18 protein-coding genes are annotated in these 17931 nt (G+C 71.0%); 11 read left to right on the top strand and 7 right to left on the bottom strand.

Annotated elements, in window-relative coordinates:
- Window position 1: 1 nt before the first annotated feature.
- Window positions 2-940 (bottom strand): tRNA (adenosine(37)-N6)-dimethylallyltransferase MiaA, encoded by a 939-nt coding sequence (gene miaA, locus OHA98_RS10535; RefSeq protein WP_266924566.1) that lies wholly within the window; start codon window positions 938-940, stop codon window positions 2-4.
- Between the two features lie 158 nt (window positions 941-1098).
- On the opposite strand from miaA, the gene OHA98_RS10530 reads away from it, so the two are divergent.
- On the top strand, window positions 1099-1335 hold the full coding sequence (locus tag OHA98_RS10530; protein WP_266924564.1) for an antitoxin: 237 nt from the start codon (window positions 1099-1101) through the stop codon (window positions 1333-1335).
- A gap of 176 nt (window positions 1336-1511) precedes the next feature.
- On the opposite strand, the gene OHA98_RS10525 is transcribed toward OHA98_RS10530, so the two are convergent.
- Window positions 1512-2252, bottom strand: coding sequence for a class III extradiol dioxygenase subunit B-like domain-containing protein (locus OHA98_RS10525; RefSeq protein ID WP_266924563.1), 741 nt, complete (start codon window positions 2250-2252; stop codon window positions 1512-1514).
- A 94-nt stretch (window positions 2253-2346) separates the two neighbouring features.
- On the bottom strand, window positions 2347-3867 hold the full coding sequence (miaB, locus tag OHA98_RS10520) for a tRNA (N6-isopentenyl adenosine(37)-C2)-methylthiotransferase MiaB (RefSeq protein ID WP_266924561.1): 1521 nt from the start codon (window positions 3865-3867) through the stop codon (window positions 2347-2349).
- Window positions 3868-4013: 146 nt separating this feature from the next.
- Between miaB and OHA98_RS10515 the strand changes: the two genes are divergently transcribed.
- Window positions 4014-5012 carry a TAXI family TRAP transporter solute-binding subunit gene (locus OHA98_RS10515; RefSeq protein ID WP_266924559.1) on the top strand — a complete coding sequence of 333 codons (999 nt, stop codon included), beginning with the start codon at window positions 4014-4016 and terminating at the stop codon, window positions 5010-5012.
- Between the two features lie 34 nt (window positions 5013-5046).
- Here the strand turns inward: OHA98_RS10515 and OHA98_RS10510 are convergent, their stop codons facing one another.
- Window positions 5047-6441 carry a HAMP domain-containing sensor histidine kinase gene (locus tag OHA98_RS10510; protein ID WP_266924557.1) on the bottom strand — a complete coding sequence of 465 codons (1395 nt, stop codon included), beginning with the start codon at window positions 6439-6441 and terminating at the stop codon, window positions 5047-5049.
- A 15-nt stretch (window positions 6442-6456) separates the two neighbouring features.
- Window positions 6457-7149, bottom strand: a complete 693-nt coding sequence (locus OHA98_RS10505; protein WP_266924555.1) for a response regulator transcription factor — start codon at window positions 7147-7149, stop codon at window positions 6457-6459.
- Window positions 7150-7531: 382 nt separating this feature from the next.
- Between OHA98_RS10505 and OHA98_RS10500 the strand changes: the two genes are divergently transcribed.
- The 9 genes from OHA98_RS10500 to OHA98_RS10465 all read left to right on the top strand — a co-directional run bounded on the left by OHA98_RS10500 (window position 7532) and on the right by OHA98_RS10465 (window position 14258).
- A complete protein-coding gene (locus OHA98_RS10500) occupies window positions 7532-8317 on the top strand; it encodes an amino acid ABC transporter ATP-binding protein (protein WP_266924553.1) in 786 nt (261 codons plus the stop codon).
- 32 nt (window positions 8318-8349) lie between these two features.
- Window positions 8350-9273 carry a glutamate ABC transporter substrate-binding protein gene (locus OHA98_RS10495; RefSeq protein ID WP_266924551.1) on the top strand — a complete coding sequence of 308 codons (924 nt, stop codon included), beginning with the start codon at window positions 8350-8352 and terminating at the stop codon, window positions 9271-9273.
- A gap of 70 nt (window positions 9274-9343) precedes the next feature.
- A complete protein-coding gene (locus OHA98_RS10490) occupies window positions 9344-9487 on the top strand; it encodes a hypothetical protein (RefSeq protein ID WP_266924549.1) in 144 nt (47 codons plus the stop codon).
- Window positions 9484-10131, top strand: a complete 648-nt coding sequence (locus tag OHA98_RS10485) for an amino acid ABC transporter permease (RefSeq protein WP_266924547.1) — start codon at window positions 9484-9486, stop codon at window positions 10129-10131. The genes OHA98_RS10490 and OHA98_RS10485 overlap by 4 nt, the downstream gene beginning before the upstream one ends.
- A complete protein-coding gene (locus OHA98_RS10480) occupies window positions 10128-11087 on the top strand; it encodes an amino acid ABC transporter permease (protein WP_266924545.1) in 960 nt (319 codons plus the stop codon). The genes OHA98_RS10485 and OHA98_RS10480 overlap by 4 nt, the downstream gene beginning before the upstream one ends.
- A 156-nt stretch (window positions 11088-11243) precedes the next feature.
- Window positions 11244-12944, top strand: coding sequence for an FAD-dependent monooxygenase (locus tag OHA98_RS10475; RefSeq protein ID WP_266924543.1), 1701 nt, complete (start codon window positions 11244-11246; stop codon window positions 12942-12944).
- 32 nt (window positions 12945-12976) lie between these two features.
- Window positions 12977-13063 carry a putative leader peptide gene (locus OHA98_RS42875; RefSeq protein WP_311605579.1) on the top strand — a complete coding sequence of 29 codons (87 nt, stop codon included), beginning with the start codon at window positions 12977-12979 and terminating at the stop codon, window positions 13061-13063.
- Between the two features lie 230 nt (window positions 13064-13293).
- Window positions 13294-13824, top strand: coding sequence for a cysteine dioxygenase (locus OHA98_RS10470; RefSeq protein WP_266924541.1), 531 nt, complete (start codon window positions 13294-13296; stop codon window positions 13822-13824).
- Window positions 13821-14258, top strand: a complete 438-nt coding sequence (locus OHA98_RS10465) for a rhodanese-like domain-containing protein (RefSeq protein ID WP_266924539.1) — start codon at window positions 13821-13823, stop codon at window positions 14256-14258. The genes OHA98_RS10470 and OHA98_RS10465 overlap by 4 nt, the downstream gene beginning before the upstream one ends.
- 42 nt (window positions 14259-14300) lie before the next feature.
- On the opposite strand, the gene OHA98_RS10460 is transcribed toward OHA98_RS10465, so the two are convergent.
- On the bottom strand, window positions 14301-16949 hold the full coding sequence (locus tag OHA98_RS10460; RefSeq protein WP_266927846.1) for an FtsX-like permease family protein: 2649 nt from the start codon (window positions 16947-16949) through the stop codon (window positions 14301-14303).
- Window positions 16949-17734, bottom strand: a complete 786-nt coding sequence (locus OHA98_RS10455; RefSeq protein ID WP_266924537.1) for a helix-turn-helix transcriptional regulator — start codon at window positions 17732-17734, stop codon at window positions 16949-16951. The genes OHA98_RS10460 and OHA98_RS10455 overlap by 1 nt, the downstream gene beginning before the upstream one ends.
- Window positions 17735-17931 lie beyond the last annotated feature (197 nt).

Below are 17931 nucleotides of genomic sequence, written 5' to 3'. Positions count from 1 at the left end.
ATCAGGCTGTAACCGCTCGTTCGACCAACGTCAGCGCGCGGTGCGGGAGTTCCCCGCGCTGTGCCTGCGCACCACTGAGCCATTGCACACGCGGGTCGCGTCGAAACCAGGAGTCCTGACGGCGCGCGAAGCGTTTGGTGGCGCGCACGGTCTCGGCCCGCGCCTCGTCCTCGGTGCACTGTCCGGCGAGGGCCGCGAGCACCTGCTGATAGCCGAGCGCACGGGAGGCCGTGAGCCCTTCGCGCAGCCCTTCGGCCTCCAGGGCGCGTACCTCGTCCACCAGGCCCGCCTCCCACATCCGGTCGACGCGCACGGTGATGCGCTCGTCCAGTTCCGGGCGGTCGACGTCGACGCCGATCTGCACGGCGTCGTAGACCGCCTCGCTCCCGGGGAGGTTGGCCGTGAAGGGCTTGCCGGTGATCTCGATGACTTCGAGGGCGCGGACGATGCGGCGTCCGTTGCTCGGCAGGATGGCGCGGGCTGCGTCGGGGTCCGCGGCGGCCAGCCGGGCGTGCAGCGCGCCGGAGCCGCTGTCGGCGAGTTCCCGCTCCAGCCGGGCCCGCACCTCGGGATCCGTGCCCGGGAACTCCAGGGCGTCGATGGCGCCCTTCACATAGAGGCCGGATCCGCCGACGAGGACGGGGGTACGGCCTTCGGCGAGCAGACGGTCGATCTCCAGCCGGGCCAGCCGCTGGTACTCGGCGACGCTGGCGGCCTCGGTGACGTCCCAGATGTCCAGCAGGCGGTGCTCCACACCGCCGCGTTCGGGAAGCGTCAGTTTGGCGGTGCCGATGTCCATACCGCGGTAGAGCTGCATGGAGTCGGCGTTGACCACTTCACCGTCGAGCTGCTGGGCGAGGAACACGCCCAGATCAGACTTTCCGGCTGCGGTGGGGCCGACGACGGTGATGACGCGGGGGGCTGAAGCGGGACTTGTCACCGCCACAGTCTCGCAAATGTACGGCTGCTTCCCGAACGTACCGAACGGCGCCCGAAACAGCGCTGTCGCCCGCGCTTCCCAATAAAATCGGCGGTAACGGACAATGGGGTGGGAGAGAGCACTCGCACAGACAGTCCACTCCGCACGGAAGGTGCCCCATGGGTTTCCTGGACAACCTCAAGGCCAAGCTGGCTCCGGCCAAGGACAAGGTCGGTGACCTCGCGCAGCAGCACGGGGGAAAGATCGAACAGGGCCTGGACAAGGCCGCGCGCACAGTGGATGAGAAGACCAAGGGCAAGTACAGCGACAAGATCGTGTCCGGTACGCAGAAGGCGAAGGACGCGGTGGACCGCCTGGGCCACAAGGACGAGGGCAACAAGCCGCCCGCTTCCTGATCCGGGGCACGCTCCGGCGCCCGGCAGTGAGGGGCGTCCGGTCCTGACGGGGCCGGGCCGGAGGTGATCGAGCGCGGTGCCGGACGGCCGTGGAGCGACCGTGCTCCGCGGCCGTCCGGCGTGTGCGCCCACCGCCTCACCGCCGGCGGCGGGGGCGGTGCCGGTTCACCGCGGGCTCACGACCAGGCGGCGACGGTGTAGCCGACGCCGTACGGGGCGTCCTCGTACAGGAGCCGGCCGCCCAGGCCCGTGCCCTCGGCGGCGCCCGCGAGGACCTGCCAGGGGGCGCGGCCCGCCGCCTTCAGTTCGTACGCGAGCGGCTCGTCGAGCGCGCGGAGCACGGCGAGATCCGCGGCGCCCAGTGCCGCCGCCGTCCGCGCGTCGAACCCCGCGGCCCGCTCGTCCAGATATCCCGGCGCCTTCAGCGTGCGGCAGGCACTGCCGTCGCCCATCACCAGGAGCGCGACGCGGTCGGCGCCGGCCGCCAGTTCCCGGCCCGCCACCGCGCAGCGTTCCCCGCTCAGGGTCTCCGCCACGCCGAGTCCTTCGACGGGCGCACCGGCCCACCGCGCCCGGTCCAGCAGCCATGCGCCGACGGCCAGGGAGAACGGCAGCGGCCGGGACGCGGCGTCCGGCCAGGACTCGCCCACAGGCCCCGTCACGGGTGCCACGCCCAGGCGTACGCCCAGTTCGACCCCGAAGCCTCCGAAGGAGCCGACAGCGCCCTCCAGGTGCCGTCCGCGCCCCTCCTCGCCCGCGGGGCCGACCACGACCAGCAGATCGGGGCGGGAGGCGGCGAGCACACCCAGGGCGTCGAGGCACGCGGTCCGCGCGGCATCGAGCTCGGGAGCGGCTCCGGCGGCGACCTCGGGCACCAGGAGAGGCGGGCAGGGGCACACGGCGGCGGCGACAAGCATGCCGGTCAGCGTACTGCGGGGCGCCGCGCCGGGTACCGCGGTCTCCGGCGCGGCAGCGGGTGAGGAGCCCGCCGGGGCGCCGGGCGCCGAGGTGTCAGACGCCGCCGCAGCCGGGAGTCGCCGCGGCCGGGAGCGGTGCCGGGGCACCGATGCCCGGCAGGCCGAGCATCACACCGGCGGGCCGGGATACCGCGGCCGTGGCGCGCTTCTCCCAGGCGTCCCCCGCGCGCGTGCTGCGCACGCCCAGCGGGGTGCCTTCCGCCAGCAGGTGGTGCGGGGCGGCATAGGTGATCTCGACGGTCACCACGTCTCCGGGGCGGACCGCCCCGGAGGGCTTGGTGAAGTGGACGAGGCGGTTGTCGGGGGCGCGGCCGGAGAGACGGTGGGTGGCACCGTCCTTGCGGCCCTCGCCCTCGGCGACCATGACGTCCAGGGTGCGGCCGACCTGCTTCTTGTTCTCCTCCCAGGAGATCTCCTCCTGGAGTGCGGACAGACGCATGTAGCGCTCCTGCACGACCTCCTTGGGGATCTGGCCCTCCATGTCGGCGGCCGGGGTCCCGGGCCGCTTGGAGTACTGGAAGGTGAAGGCGTTCGCGAAGCGGGCCTCGCGCACGGCGTGCATCGTCTGCTGGAAGTCCTCCTCGGTCTCGCCGGGGAAGCCCACGATGATGTCGGTGGAGATGGCGGCGTCCGGCATCGCCGCGCGCACCTTCTCGATGATCCCGAGGAAGCGCTCCTGCCGGTACGAGCGCCGCATCGCCTTCAGGACCGTGTCGGAGCCCGACTGCATCGGCATGTGGAGCTGCGGCATCACGTTCGGGGTCTCGGCCATCGCGGCGATGACGTCGTCGGTGAAGTCGCGCGGGTGCGGCGAGGTGAAGCGCACCCGCTCCAGGCCCTCGATCCGTCCGCAGGCGCGCAGCAGTTTGGAGAAGGCCTCGCGGTCGCCGATGTCGGAGCCGTAGGCGTTCACGTTCTGGCCGAGCAGGGTGATCTCGGACACGCCCTCGGCGACGAGTGCCTCGATCTCGGCCAGGATGTCGCCGGTCCGGCGGTCCTTCTCCTTGCCGCGCAGCGCGGGGACGATACAGAAGGTGCAGGTGTTGTTGCAGCCGACGGAGATGGAGACCCACGCCGCGTAGGCGGACTCGCGGCGGGTGGGGAGCGTGGAGGGGAACGCCTCCAGGGATTCGGCGATCTCGATCTGCGCCTCCTCCTGGATACGGGCGCGCTCCAGCAGCACCGGCAGCTTGCCGATGTTGTGCGTGCCGAAGACGACGTCCACCCAGGGGGCCCGCTCGACAATCGTGTCGCGGTCCTTCTGCGCGAGGCAGCCGCCCACCGCGATCTGCATCCCGGGCCGCTTGGTCTTCATCGGGGCGAGCCGGCCGAGGTTGCCGTAGAGCTTGTTGTCGGCGTTCTCCCGTACCGCACAGGTGTTGAAGACGACGACGTCGGCGTCACCGTCGGAACCCTCGGGTGCGCGTACGTAGCCGGCGTCCTCCAGGAGGCCCGACAGCCGTTCGGAGTCGTGAACGTTCATCTGGCACCCGTAGGTGCGCACCTCGTAGCTTTTCTTGACGTCCACTGCTTCGCTCCGGTTGCCGCTGCTCATGCGACAAGGGTAGGCGGTTGTGGCGCGCCTCCCTCCGTCCCTCCCCCCGCACCTCCCCGCCACGGCCGCCGCGGGGACGGCCCGGCACTCCCCGCCGCGGGCCCCGGGCCTGGCCAGCAGGGGTGTGAGCTGGCAGGATCGCGGCCATGCTCCACGCCCTGTCCCGATTCTGCCGACGACGCACCGTTCAGGCGGGCGCCGCTCTCGCGGTCGTTCTCGGGCTGCTGCTGTGGTGGGTGCTCCCGCTGGGGGAAACGGCGCCGAGCGGCTCTCTGACCTTCTCCACGGGCGTGCCCAGCGGCGTCTACCAGCGGTACGGCGAGCGGCTCGAAGGAGCGCTGGCCAAGGACATGCCCGAGGTGTCCATACAGCTGCGGACCAGCGAGGGCTCGCAGCAGAACCTCGAACGGGTCGCGACGGGGAAGGCCGACTTCACCATCGCCACCGCCGATGCCGTCGCCACCTATCTGCGGGACGGCAAGCCCGGCTCGCAGCGGCTGCGCGGCTGTGTCCGGCTGTACGACGACTACATCCAGCTGGTCGTGCCCCGGGACTCCGAGGTGCGCAAGGTCGCCGATCTGCGGGGCAAGCGGGTCGGGGTGGGGCAGCAGGGGTCGGGGGTCCGGCTGGTCGCCGACCGGCTGATGAAGGCCGCGGGCATCGATCCGGCGTCCGGCATCACGCCCGTGCCGGCCGGGATCGACACGATGCCGACCCGGCTGACGGAGGGCCTGCTCGACGCGTTCTTCTGGTCGGGGGGTCTGCCGACCAGCGCGGTGCAGGAGCTGTCGGAGCGGTACACCGTCCGGCTGGTGCCGCTGGAGGATCCGCTGATCGCGAAGCTCCAGGCGGCGGGCGGGCCCACCCGCTTCTACCGCTCGGCGGTGATGCCCGGCGACGCCTATCTGAACGCGCAGCAGGGACAGTCGGTGCCCACGGTGGCCGTCGCCAATCTGCTGGTCACCACCGACCGTACGGATCCGGCGATGACCGAGGCCTTCACCCGGACCGTGATCAACAGCAGGGACCGGATCGGGCGCGAGGTGCACGCGGCCCAGCTGGTGGACCTCCGGACGGCGATCTACACCGACCCGCTCCCCCTGCACGAAGGGGCCGGGCGCTACTACCGCTCCGTCAAGCCCTGAGCGCCCGCGCGCATGCGGTTGTGGTCGCGGCCGCTCAGCCGTGCGGGAGGTTCCGCGGCACCGACACCGTCACGCACAGCCCGTGCGGCTCGTTCCGGGCGTAGGAGATCGAGCTGTCGCCCGCCGCGAGCAGCACTCGTGTGATGGACAGCCCGAGGCCGGACCCCTTGACGTTCTGGTGGCGGTTGCTGCGCCAGAAACGGTCGCCGATGCGCTCCAGTTCCTGCTCGGTCAGCCCCGGTCCCCGGTCGGCGACCACGACCGTCGCGCGGGCGGCGCCGGCGGCGACCGTGACGCGTACGTCCTCGCCCGGCGGCGTGAACTTCAGGGCGTTGTCGATCACGGCGTCGAGGGCGCTGGAGAGGGCGATGGGGTCCGCCCACGCGGTGACCGCCGCCGCACCGTCGAGCGCCAGGACGACGCCCTTCTCGTCCGCGACCGGGCGCCAGGAGGCGACCCGCTCCGCCGTGAGCGCTCCGAGGTCGGTGAGCTTGAGGTCGGCCTCCGTGTGCTCGGCCAGCGCGAGGCCGAGGAGGTCGTCGAGGACCTGTGCCAGGCGCTTGCCCTCCGTACGCACCGAGGCGATCTCCTCGTTCCCCTCGGGGAGTTCGAGGGCGAGGAGCTCGATGCGCAGCAGCAGCGCGGCCAGTGGGTTGCGCAGTTGGTGCGAGGCGTCGGCGACGAAGGCGCGCTGCTGCTCCAGCACGTCCTCGACGTTGTCGGCCATCTCGTTGAACGAGCGGGCCAGGCGTCTGAGTTCCGGCGGTCCGCCGGATGCCGCGACCCGTGAACGCATGCGGCCGACGGCGATGTCGTGGGTGGCCGCGTCCAGGATCCGCACGGGCAGCAGCACCCAGCCCGTGAGCCGGAAGGCCGCGCCGACCGCGACCAGCATCGCGAGTCCCTCGCCCAGCGCGATCAGCAGCCAGCCGTGCAGCGTCCGGGACCGCATCCCATCGGTGGGTGAGTCGATGACGACGACGGCGACGACATCGCCGTCCCGTACGACGGGCGAGGCGACGACGATCCGGCCGGTCTGCCAGGGCCACACCTGGGGCGGATCGTGGGAGCGGCGGCCGAGCAGAGCCTCCTTGAACGCCTCCCGCCCCTCCCCCGCGGCGGGCAGGCTCCAGCCGGACGGGGCCTTCGCCAGCGGTCTGTCGTCCCGGTAGAAGACGCCCACCCGGATCCCGTACACGGAGTCGTACGCCTCCAGTTCCGTCTGGAGGGTGCGTCTGCGTTCGTCGTTGCCCGGCATGGGCTCACTGACGAACTGCGCCAGCGCGGCGAACCGTGCCGTGTCGTCGATCCGGTCGATGACGACGCGCTGCTGCTCGGCGGCGGCCACGCTGACGGCGAGCGGGAAGCCCAGTGCGAGCAGAACGGCCGCCATGAGAATGATGAGCAGCGGAAGCAGGCGGGTGTGCACCGGGAACGTACGCCCCTACGCGGACGGCGAGACGAGCCGGTAGCCGACGCCCCGCACGGTCTCGATCAGTGCGGGCAGCCGCAGCTTGGAGCGCAGGGAGGCGACATGCACTTCCAGCGTGCGCCCCGTCCCCTCCCAGCTGGTGCGCCACACCTCGCTGATGATCTGTTCCCGGCGGAACACCACACCGGGCCGCTGGGCGAGGAGCGCGAGGAGGTCGAACTCCTTGCGGGTGAGCTGGACTTCGTCCCCGCCGACGCTGACCCTGCGGGTCGGCAGCTCGATATGGACCGGCCCGAGCCGCAGCGCGGCGACGGGGGTGGGCGCGGTGTCCTCGCCGGGCAGGGTGCGCCGGGCGACCGCGTGGATACGGGCGAGCAGTTCGCCGGTGTCGTAGGGCTTGACGACATAGTCGTCGGCGCCGAGGTTGAGCCCGTGGATGCGCGAGCGCACATCGGCGCGCGCGGTCACCATGATCACCGGGGTCGAGGTCCGCTTGCGGATCTTGCCACAGACCTCGTAGCCGTCCTGATCGGGCAGCCCGAGGTCCAGGAGGATGACCCCGAAGGGCTCCTTCTCGGCCGGGAGCAGCGCGCGCAGCGCCTCCTCGCCGTTGCGTGCGTGCACCACACGGAAGCCGTGCCGGGCGAGCACGGCGGACAGGGCCGCCGCGACGTGATCGTCGTCCTCGACGAGCAGAAGTCTCATGCCCCTCCTCTCCGTCCCCCCGGGTACCGCGGGGCTCTGCGCCACGTACGGATGTCGCATGGCGTTACGTGCTGTTACATGGCGATACATGGCGTTTCACTCCGCGTGGTCTCCGTGAGACTTCCCGTTCAGCGGCGTTTCACGTCCGTTCCCCTCAGGGCATCCACTCCGATGACGGGCACGCCAGTCAAGGGCCCACCGGTTACAGCAGGGTTTCCGTTATGCACCCGGTACGCCCCGGCCGCGCTCCGGGCGTCCCGTTCACACGGAGTGTCCGGTTGCCGCCGGATCGTTATGCTCAATTTCCGCTCAGATGTAATGACGCTGGTCGCACTGCGTCACTAGTGTCCTTGCCAACCGAGGAGGACGGAGCAAGAAGCCGATGAGCGGAGTTTCAGTGACCAAGGCCGCCGAGGATGCCGCCCCTGCGGCGAACGACCTTGTCGTACTGAGCAACGTCAACAAGCACTTCGGCGCGCTGCATGTGCTCCAGGACATCGACCTGACCATCGCCCGTGGCGAGGTCGTGGTCGTCATCGGGCCCTCCGGGTCCGGCAAGTCCACGCTGTGCCGCACCATCAACCGCTTGGAGACGATCGACTCGGGCGCGATCTCGATCGACGGCAAGCCGCTGCCCCAGGAGGGCAAGGAGCTGGCCCGGCTGCGCGCCGATGTGGGCATGGTCTTCCAGTCGTTCAATCTCTTCGCGCACAAGACCGTGCTGGAGAACGTCATGCTGGGCCAGACCAAGGTCCGCAGGACCGACAGGAAGGCCGCGGAGGAGAAGGCCCGCACCCTGCTCGACCGGGTGGGCGTCGGAGTGCAGGCCGACAAGTACCCGGCGCAGCTCTCCGGCGGTCAGCAGCAACGCGTCGCGATCGCACGGGCGTTGGCGATGGACCCCAAGGTCATGCTCTTCGACGAGCCCACTTCGGCGCTCGACCCGGAGATGATCAACGAGGTCCTCGAAGTCATGCAGCAACTGGCCCGGGACGGGATGACGATGATCGTCGTCACCCACGAGATGGGCTTCGCCCGTTCCGCCGCCAACCGTGTCGTCTTCATGGCGGACGGGAAGATCGTCGAAGAGGCCTCGCCCGACCAGTTCTTCAGCAATCCGCGCAGCGACCGGGCCAAGGACTTCCTGTCGAAGATCCTTCACCACTGACGACAACGACCCACGACATAAGGAATGTTCAGATGAAGCTCCGCAAGTCGGCCGCCGTCGCGGCCATCGCCGTGCTCGCCCTGACCGCGACCGCGTGTGGTGGCAAGGAGGGCTCGGCCGGTGACAAGCCGTCCGGGACCAAGCCCGGCGCCTCCAACGCCCCCGAGCTGCCGACGTACACCGTCGCGACGGGTGTCGACCTGGACTCCCCGGTCTTCAAGGAGGCCAAGAAGCGCGGCAAGCTGGTCATCGGCGCCAAGGCCGACCAGCCGTACCTGGGCTTCGAGGACCAGTCGACCAAGGAGCGCTCCGGCTTCGACATCGAGATCGCCAAGATGATCGCCGCCGACCTCGGCTTCTCCGCCAAGCAGATCGAGTGGAAGACGGTCGACTCCGGCATCCGCGAGACGGCGATCTCCAAGGGCCAGGTCGACTACTTCGTCGGTACGTACACGATCAACGACGAGCGCAAGAAGCAGGTCGGCTTCGCGGGTCCGTACTACAAGGCCGGCGCCGACCTGCTGGTGCGCAAGGACGAGAAGTCCATCACCGGCAAGGATTCGGTGAAGGGCAAGAAGGTCTGCTCGATCGTCGGCTCCACTCCCCTCCAGGAGATCAAGAAGCCGGAGTACGGTGCGAGCGTCGTCGAGCTCGCCAAGTACTCGGACTGCGTGCAGCAGCTGCTGACCAAGCAGATCGACGCCGTCACCACCGATGACTCGATCCTCAAGGGCTACGCCGCCGCCAACTCCGGCAAGCTCAGGGTCGTCGGTGAGCCGTTCACCGACGAGCCCTACGGCGTCGGCATGAACAAGGACGACAAGGCTCTGCGCGAGGCGATCAACAAGTCGCTGGAGGCGCACGTCAAGGACGGTACGTACAAGAAGATCTACGAGGCGACGCTGGGTCTGTCCGGTTCGGACTACACCGAGCCGCCGGCCATCGAGCGCTACTGACGCGCAGCCGCGGCCGAAGGCGGCCCTGCCGCCGAGGCCGTCCGGCCGCCGACGTCCCGTCACTGATGCCGTGCGTGCGTCCGAGACCGACGCCGCGCCCGTGACCGAAGCGTCCCGTACGCCACCGCTGCCGCTCCCGCCGGGCACGGTGTGCGTACGGGGCGCCCCTTCCCCTGCCCTGATGCCGCTGACCGCCGACGCGGAGACCTCATGAACGTACTGCTCGACAATTTCCCAGAGTTCCGCGACGGCTTCATAGGAACAGTGTCGATCACCGCCGTCAGCTCGGTTATCGCCCTGGTTCTCGGTGTCGCCATCGCCGGATTCCGGGTCTCGCCCGTGCCGCCGCTGCGGTTCTTCGGCACCGCCTGGGTGACGCTGCTGCGCAACACCCCGCTGACCCTGCTCTTCCTGATCTTCTTCTTCGTCGTCCCGGAGATCCTCTTCCCCGGCATGAGTCCGTTCCTGCTCGGCTCGCTGGCGCTCGGCTTCTACACCTCGTCGTTCGTCTGCGAGGCGGTCCGCTCGGGCATCAACACCGTGCCGCTGGGACAGGCCGAGGCCGCGCGCTCCATCGGGATGACGTTCGCCCAGACGCTGCGGATCGTCGTGCTCCCGCAGGCCACGCGGACCGTGATCCCGCCGCTGAGCAGCATCTTCATCGCGCTCACGAAGAACTCCGCGATCGCGGGCGCCTTCAGTGTCACCGAGCTGTTCGGCTGGCAGAAGCTGATGAGTGACCGGGGTTACGAGATCGCTCCCGTCTTCATCTGGGTGGCCCTGGGCTACCTGGTCGTCACCTTTGTCATCAGCGGCCTGTTCCGGCTGCTGGAGCGTCGCATGGAGGTCGCCCGATGAGCGCCAGCGTTCTCTACGACGCACCGGGACCCAAGGCCGCCGTACGCAACCGGATCTACGCGGTCATCGGCACTCTCGCCATCCTGGCGCTGCTGGGCGTCAGCATCGTGCGGCTGTCCGACAAGGGGCATCTGGCCCCCGAGATGTGGGACATCTTCAACTACACGGGCATCCGGCAGAACATCGCCGACTCCCTGGTCGCCACGCTGAAGGCCTTCGGTCTGGCCGCGATCGGCTCGCTGATCCTGGGTGTGGTGCTCGCCGTCGCCCGGCTCTCGGACCACAGGCCGGTCCGCTGGGTGGCCACCACGTTCATCGAACTGTTCCGCTCGATCCCGCTGCTGATCACCATCTACGCCATCTGGGTCGGGTTCCTCACCGACTACTCGATGTGGGCCCTGGCGCTCGGCCTGTCCGTCTACAACGGCTGTGTGCAGGCCGAGGTGCTGCGGGCCGGCATCAACTCGGTGCCCAAGGGGCAGAGCGAAGCGGCGTACGCCCTGGGCATGAGCAAGACGCAGGTCATGGTCAGCGTGCTGATTCCGCAGGCCGTCCGGGCCATGCTGCCCACGATCATCGGCCAGCTCGTGGTGACCCTCAAGGACACCTCGCTGGGCTTCATCATCCTGTACCCGGAGCTGCTCCAGACGGCCCGGCTGATCGCGTCCAACACTCAGGTCAACGGCCAGTACCCGTACGTCTCGACGATCGCCGTGATCGGCACCATCTACGTCGCGATGTGTCTGCTGCTGTCGGCGCTCGCCACCTGGATCGAGAAGCGCGGACGGCGCGCCAAGACCGGCATCCCGGTCGTGGCCGCCACCGGGACCGCGGACGTTCTCACCGCGCCCGGCGGCACGGGGGGCGCAGGGGGCGCAGGCTCCGCCGAAGCCCCGGGTAAGAGCAGTACCGACGGGTCCGACGGGGCCGACGGGACCGGTGTGGCGAAGAACTGACCCGTTCCACCAGGAGCATTCGAGGCAGCGGCGCACGCGTCGCTGCCTCGGTCACTTGACGCACGCACCCCCAGTGGGTTGCATACGTTCTGTGATCACGTACCCGGCTTCCACCGCCACGTTCCGCACAACCGTACGGGCCGGAGGGCACGCGCCGTGGACCCGGTGATCGTGGTCGGCGCCGGACCCGTCGGTCTGACGCTGTCGCTCGCCCTCGCCGCGCAGGGTGTCCCCTCCGTCGTCCTCGACGAAGGACCGGGCAAGGAGGAGCCGCGCCCGGCCCGCACGATCGTGCTCCGCGAGGACACCGCCGGCCTGGTGGAACGGCTCGCCGGGCCCCTCCTGGACGAGGCGGGCCTGCGGTGGACCGGCTGGCGTTCGATGCGGCGCAAGCAACTGGTACGCGATGTGCCGCTGGGCGAGGAGGAGGGCGGCACGGGGCTGCCCGCCCCGGTCCACCTCCCGCAGCACGACCTCACCCGCGGCCTGCGGGAAGCGGTCACCGCGCAGGACCTGGTGCGGCTGGTACCGCTCAGCCGGATCGACACACTGGAGCAGGACCCGGACGGGGTCACGGTGCACACCAGGGAGCCCGGTTCGACCTGGTGGCGCGGGAGTTATCTGGTCGGCTGCGACGGCGCACGGTCCACCGTGCGCAAGCTGCTGGACATCAGGTTTCCCGGTCGTACGGCGGTGGAACGGCACGCCGTCGCCGCCCTGCGGGTCGAACTCCCGTGGCCCGGCCGGGCCGTGCTGCACCGGCTGCCGCCGTGGCGGACCGGGGGCGCCGAGGTGACCGCGCGACCGCTGCCGGACGACGTCTGGCGGCTGGACTGGCTCCTCCCGCCGCGTGGCGAGCTGGTCACCCCCGACGCCCTGATCACCCGGATCCGGGACACCCTGGCGGGCTGGTGCGGCGAGACACCCGCGTACGACCTGCTGGACACCGGCGTGTACACCCTGCACCACCGGCTCGCCCTGCGCTGGCGGGAGAAGCGGGCCTTCCTGGCCGGGGACGCCGCGCACCTGCTGGGAGCGCTGGGCACCCAGGGCCTGGACGAGGGACTCCGGGACGCCGAGAACCTCGCCTGGAAGCTCACCCAGGCCTGGCACCACAGCGCCGGTGAGCTGCTGCTGGACAGCTATCAGGCCGAGCGCAGGGCCGCCGTCGCGGCGCGGCTGCGCGCCGCGGACCAGTCCCTGCCGATACTGCGCGGCGGCGGGGGGCTGCGGACGCTGGTGCCCGGGGGCGCACGCGGGCAGGACAGCCTGCTCGCCGACGGTCATCTGGGATGCGGACCGCTGGGCGCGCCCCCTTCGTACACGCACTCCCCCCTCGCGCCTCCGCGCACTGACGCACACACCCCGGTGGGCACGCCCCTCGGTGCGCCGGTCGCCGATGTACGGGTGACCGCGCCGGACGGAAAGACCGTGCCCCTGCGCGAACGAATGGGGCGGGGGCGGCTGCTGGTGATCCTGATCGCGCCGGGTACCGGTGTGTGGGACCGGCGTCACTGGCTGACCGCGGGCGTCATGCCACGGCTGGCGGAGGCGGTGGAGGCACTGCCGATGAAGGGCGAACTGCTGGTGGCCGAGAGCTACCCGGGCGCCTCGGCCCACAGCGTGCTGCTCGTCAGGCCGGACGGACATCTGGTGGCGTCCTTCGGCGGAGTGCGGCCGGCGGAACTGTCCGCCGCGGCGGACGCCGTACGGGGCGGGACGGGGCGTACCGGCTCGGCCGCCGCCGGCGGGGAGGACGGGGCCGGTCCCGCGAAGGCGGGCGGCTCCGAGCTCGTTCGCTCCGACGCCGTACGCCCGGACTCCCTTCGCTCCGACCGGACCGCGGGCATCAATTGACCCTCACGGGCGCACATGGTGTACTCCAGATCATGACCGACACCGATGTGCGCCTGTGGCGGAGGGTCCATATGGACCTCGTCCGTTACGCGGGCTGCGTGTGTCGCCCGTCCTGCTGAATCGCCTTTCTCCGCCGGTCCGTGCTGGTTCTCCGCGCGGCCGTGCCTTCGCGCGAACTCTCAGGACGGTCCCTGTGTCTGCAACTTCTCCTTCTGTGTCCCCGGGTGTGTCCGCTGCCCCGGCTGCTTCTGCTTCCCCGGCTGCTTCTGCCTCCCCTGGTGCCTCTGGTGCCCCTGCTTCCCCGGGTGCCTTTCCTTCCCCTGGTGCCTCTGTTCCTCCTGGTGCCTCCGTGGCCGCGGCCTCCTCCGTAGCCTCCGGAACCCCAGCCGGTCCCAACGTCGCGGAACTGCTCGAATTCGTGCGCCGTACCGCTCAGGACGCGGACCTCATCGCCTCCCTCCCGCTCGACCCCGAGGGCCGCACCTGGGTACGGCTCGACGGGCCCGGCGGCAGCGAGGCCTGGCTCATCGGCTGGCCCCCCGGCTCGGGCACCGGGTGGCACGACCACGCCGAGTCCATCGGGGCCTTCACCACCGCGTCGGGCACGCTCAAGGAGCACTCGCTGGCGGCGCGGCTGCCCACCGACGGCTGGAAGACCCTGGAACTGAGCGAAGGGGTGGACCGCTCACGGCAGTTGCCGGCAGGTCAGGGCCGGGCCTTCGGGCAGCACCATGTGCACGAGGTGCTCAACGAGTCCGCCGACCAGCATGCCGTCTCGGTGCACGCGTACTACCCGCCACTGCCGCGGATCCGCAGGTACAGCCGGAGCGGCGCGGTCCTCCGGCTGGAGCAGACCGAACGTCCGGAGGACTGGCAGTGAGCGACGATGCCGTCGATGGTGCCGAACGGGTGGGCATCGACGAACTGCTGGAGCGGGTCAGGGCCGGCTACGACCGGATCGGCCCGCAGGAGGCGGCGGACGCCGCGTCCGACGGGGCACTGCTGGTGGACATCCGCTACGCGGCGCTGCGGGAGAAGGACGGCCTCATTCCGGGCGCGCTGATCGTCGAGCGCAACGAGCTGGAGTGGCGGCTCGACCCGCGGGGAAGCCACCGCGCGGCGGAGGCGGTCAGCCACGACCTGCGGATCGTGGTGATCTGCGACGAGGGGTACGCGTCCAGTCTCGCCGTCGCCTCCCTGCGGCAGTTGGGGCTGCACCGGGCCACCGACCTGATCGGCGGGTTCCAGGCATGGCGCGCGCGAGGGCTCCCGGTCGACGTCCGACCGGAAGCCCTCGAACAGCGAAGTCCCTAGCCGGCGCCCGATACCGCGCGGTGGACGGGGTGGACCGGGTCGCTACCTCCGTGACGCGGCGACCTCCACCGGGCGGGTCCTGAGCGCCATCCGGCCGGGGAGAGCGGTGGCGACCAGGGCCATCAGAGCCGCCGCTCCCACCACGGCCGCGTACACGAGAGGAAGCACAGCGGGCGCCGCACCGCCGGTCATCCCGACGCTGAACGCGGTCAGTACGGCCAGGGCGATGCCGGTACCGAGGACCGCCGCCAGCAGCAGTACCGCCAGGGCTTCGATCCGGAGCATCCGCAGCACTTGGCGGCGGGTCGCCCCGGCCAGCCGGAGCATCGCGAACTCCCTGATGCGTTCGGAGACGGACATGGCGAGGGTGTTCACGACGGCGATGGCGGTGAAGGCGAGCACGAGGCCCATGGCCAGATAGTTGACCTCGGCGTTCGCCTGCTGCCGGTCGGCCTGGAGCCGGTCGACGGCCGTCGGTGCGAGGACGGCGAGCCCGGGGAACTCCGTGAACCTCGCCACCTCGGCGGCGAGTTCGTCGCGGGCCAGGTCCGAGGCGACCAGGACGGTGGTGGCCAGCGGGTTGTCCATGTGCCGGGCGACCGGGTCGTGGGGCAGGGTCAGATCGCCGAAGCCCAGCCCCCTGGCGTACACGGCGGCGACCGTGAACGTGGCCGGGGTGCCGTCGCCGAGGTGCAGCCTCAGTACGTCACCGGGGCCCAGGCCCAGCCGGTCGGCGGCCAGTTCGCTGATCGCCGCGCTGTCGGCGCCGGCCGTGAAGTCCGCGAGCGAACCGCGGGTGACATCGGGATCCCAGGTGCTGCTGAGACCCGCCGGGGTGACGCCCTGAACCGTGTACTTGTCCAGGCCGACCCGCACGGTGGTGCGTACGACTTCGGTGGCGGCCACGACCCCGGGTGTCGTCCGGATCTTCTCGGCGGCCGCGGACGGGATGCCGGGGCCCTGCCCGACCACGACGGCGGCGGCACGGGTGCCTTCGCGGGCCTGGGTACGGGCGGCGGAGTCAAGGGTCGGCTGGAGGAAGAGAACGGTGCAGGTCATCCCGATGAGCAGGGTGAGCGGGGTGACAACCGCGGCCATCCGGGCGGCATGACCGCGCAGGTTGGCGGTGGCAAGGGCTCCGCCCGGCCCCGCCGACCGCAGCGGCCCTGCGAGCAGCGCGGCCGCCGACCTGACCAGGAGCGGGCCCAGCAGGGACACGGCGGTGGCCAGGACGACCACGGCGAGGAAGGTGACGGGGGTCGAGGCGGCCTCGGTGCGCAGGATCCCCAGCACGGCGACGAGGACGAGGCCGCCCACCAGCAGCGCCAGGCCCGCCGCGATACGTCCCCACGCCGGACGGTCCGGCCCGGTCTCGGACTCGGCCATGGCCTCGGCCGGCCGGATACGGGAGATCCGGCGGCCGGAGATCCGGGCCGCCGCCCAGGAACCGACCAGGGTGACGGCCACCGCGGCAAGGGCCGGGAAGACACCGGGGGTGCGTTCCAACGAGGCGGGAACGGCGCCCAGACCGATGAACCGGCCGTGCAGCCATGCGGCGAGCGGCAGCCCGGCGAGTGCTCCCATCACCCCGGCGACGGCACCCACCAGCAGCGCTTCGCGGCCGAGCAGCCGGCGGACCTGACGGGGAGTGGCGGCGATGGCACGCAGCAGTGCCAGCTCACGGTGACGCTGCTGGATGGAGAGTGCGAACGTACCGACGACCACGAGAACGGCGACCAGGAGCGCGGTTCCGCCCATCGCCCCGCCCATGGAGATGAGCTTGATACGTGCCCCTGCGGCGTTCAGGAACTCGACCGGACCCCGGTCGTCCCCCGTGGAGACCTGTGCCGTCGTGCCGCTCAGCGCCTCCTCGACCCGCTGTTCCAGCCGTCCGAGATCCGTGCCGGCTACGGGGATCACACCGAGGGCGGCCACCCGGCCGGGACGGGCGGCGAGCCGCCGGGCCTCGGCATCGGTGAAGAAGAGCGAGGTCTGGTGCGTGAGGTCAGCACCCGCGCCCGCGTCTGTGCCCGTGCCCGTGCCCGTGCCTGCTCCTGCTCCTGCTCCTGCTCCTGCTCCTGCTCCTGCTCCTGACAGTGCGGGAGCGGCGATTCCGCTGACCCGGTACGGGCGCGGGGTACCGGTGGACTGCACGGTCAGCCGGTCCCCCGCCGTGAGCCCGGCCCGCTCGGCCAGCCCGCGGTCGATCACCACGTCATCGGCCGACGAGGGAGCCCTGCCCACGACGAGCGCGAACGGCGTGAGAGGAGCAGAGGTCCAGGAGTGGCCGTACGAAGGCCGGTCGGCCGACGCTGACTTCGTACCGCCTGCCAGGGGCTCGGCGAGGAACGTGAGCTCGGGAACCACTCGGTGGACCCCTTCGACCGCGCGCAAACGGTCGGCGGTGGCGGCGGGCAGCCAGGCGCGCTCGGCGACAGGCTTCGCCTTGTGCTTGGTCTTGGTCTTCCCGTTGCCCTTGTGCTTGACGGTGGTCCGATGGACGTTCTGGTCGGCCGAGACGACCAGCGGGGCGGCCGCGTAACGCTCGGTGGTGATCCTTCCGCGCAGACCGGTCTCCAGGAGCGTGCCGCAGGCGGTGATGAGTGCGGCGGCACACATCAGGGCCAGCAGAGCGCCGAGGAAACCCCCTTTCCGGTCCCGGATCGTCTGGAGTGCGTAGCGCAGCATCATCATGCGTCCGTCTCTGTTCGGTTGTCCGTGAAAGCGGGGGCCCGGAGGGCGGGGGCAGGGGCGGCGGGGGCAGGGGAGCCGGGGGCAGGGGAGCCTGGGTCCGGGAAGGCGAGCAGGCGGGTGTGGACCGTGCGGGACGCGGCCGGGCTGTCGCCCTCGGGCCGCTTGTAGCGGTTCATCAGGGCGATGTACTCCTCGAAGAACTCGCGGAGTTCGGGGAGGGTCAGCCGGAGGGAACCACGCGAGTACGCGAAGGCATCGGCCCACTCGTCCACGTCAGGCGCTCCCTGCGCGCCCCGTCGCTCCCGCTCTTCCCGCTGTGCCGGCTCCTCCCGCTCCGGGGCATCGCGCTGAAGCCGCTCGAAGAGCGCGAGATCCTCCGCGTACGTCTGGCGGTTGAGCTCGTCCATGACGAGCCGTGTCTCGGGGTTCTGGCGGGACCGGGGCGGGAACCGCCGGTCGCCCGGAATCGCCCGCCACCATCTGCGGCGGCGGGCCGCGAGGTCCTCCGTCCCGGAGCCTGCTTCCTCCGCACTCCGGGACGCCGTCACCCCCCGGGGCCCGGGGTCCTCGGGGCCGGTCTCCTCCACGAACCCGTACCGGGCCAGTTCACGCAGGTGATAGCTGGTGGCCCCGGTGTTCAGCCCGAGGTCCCGGGCCAGACTCGCGGATGTCGCCGGACCGTGCAGGGTGAGGTGCTGAAGGATCTGCCGACGTCGCGGCTGGGCGAGCGCCTTGAGCGCCGCCAGTTCGGTGATCTCGGTACCGCCGGGCCTGTCTGCCATGACGTACACACTGCTCTGTGCACATATCTCTGTGCACTGAAGCCTGCCCGCTTCTTGATACGGGGGTTAGCCCCCCGTCCGACGCGTTCCCCGTACGTCTCCGGGGCCGCCCCGGACGCTGTCAGCACACCCGAACGCCACACTCCAGTGGAGCAATCGCCGCGCGCGACCGACATTCGCCTCATACCCGAGGACCG

The organism is Streptomyces sp. NBC_00654, from assembly GCF_026341775.1.
In the GTDB taxonomy this organism is placed as follows: Bacteria; Actinomycetota; Actinomycetes; order Streptomycetales; family Streptomycetaceae; genus Streptomyces.
This window is presented reverse-complemented; position numbering and strand designations above follow the sequence as displayed.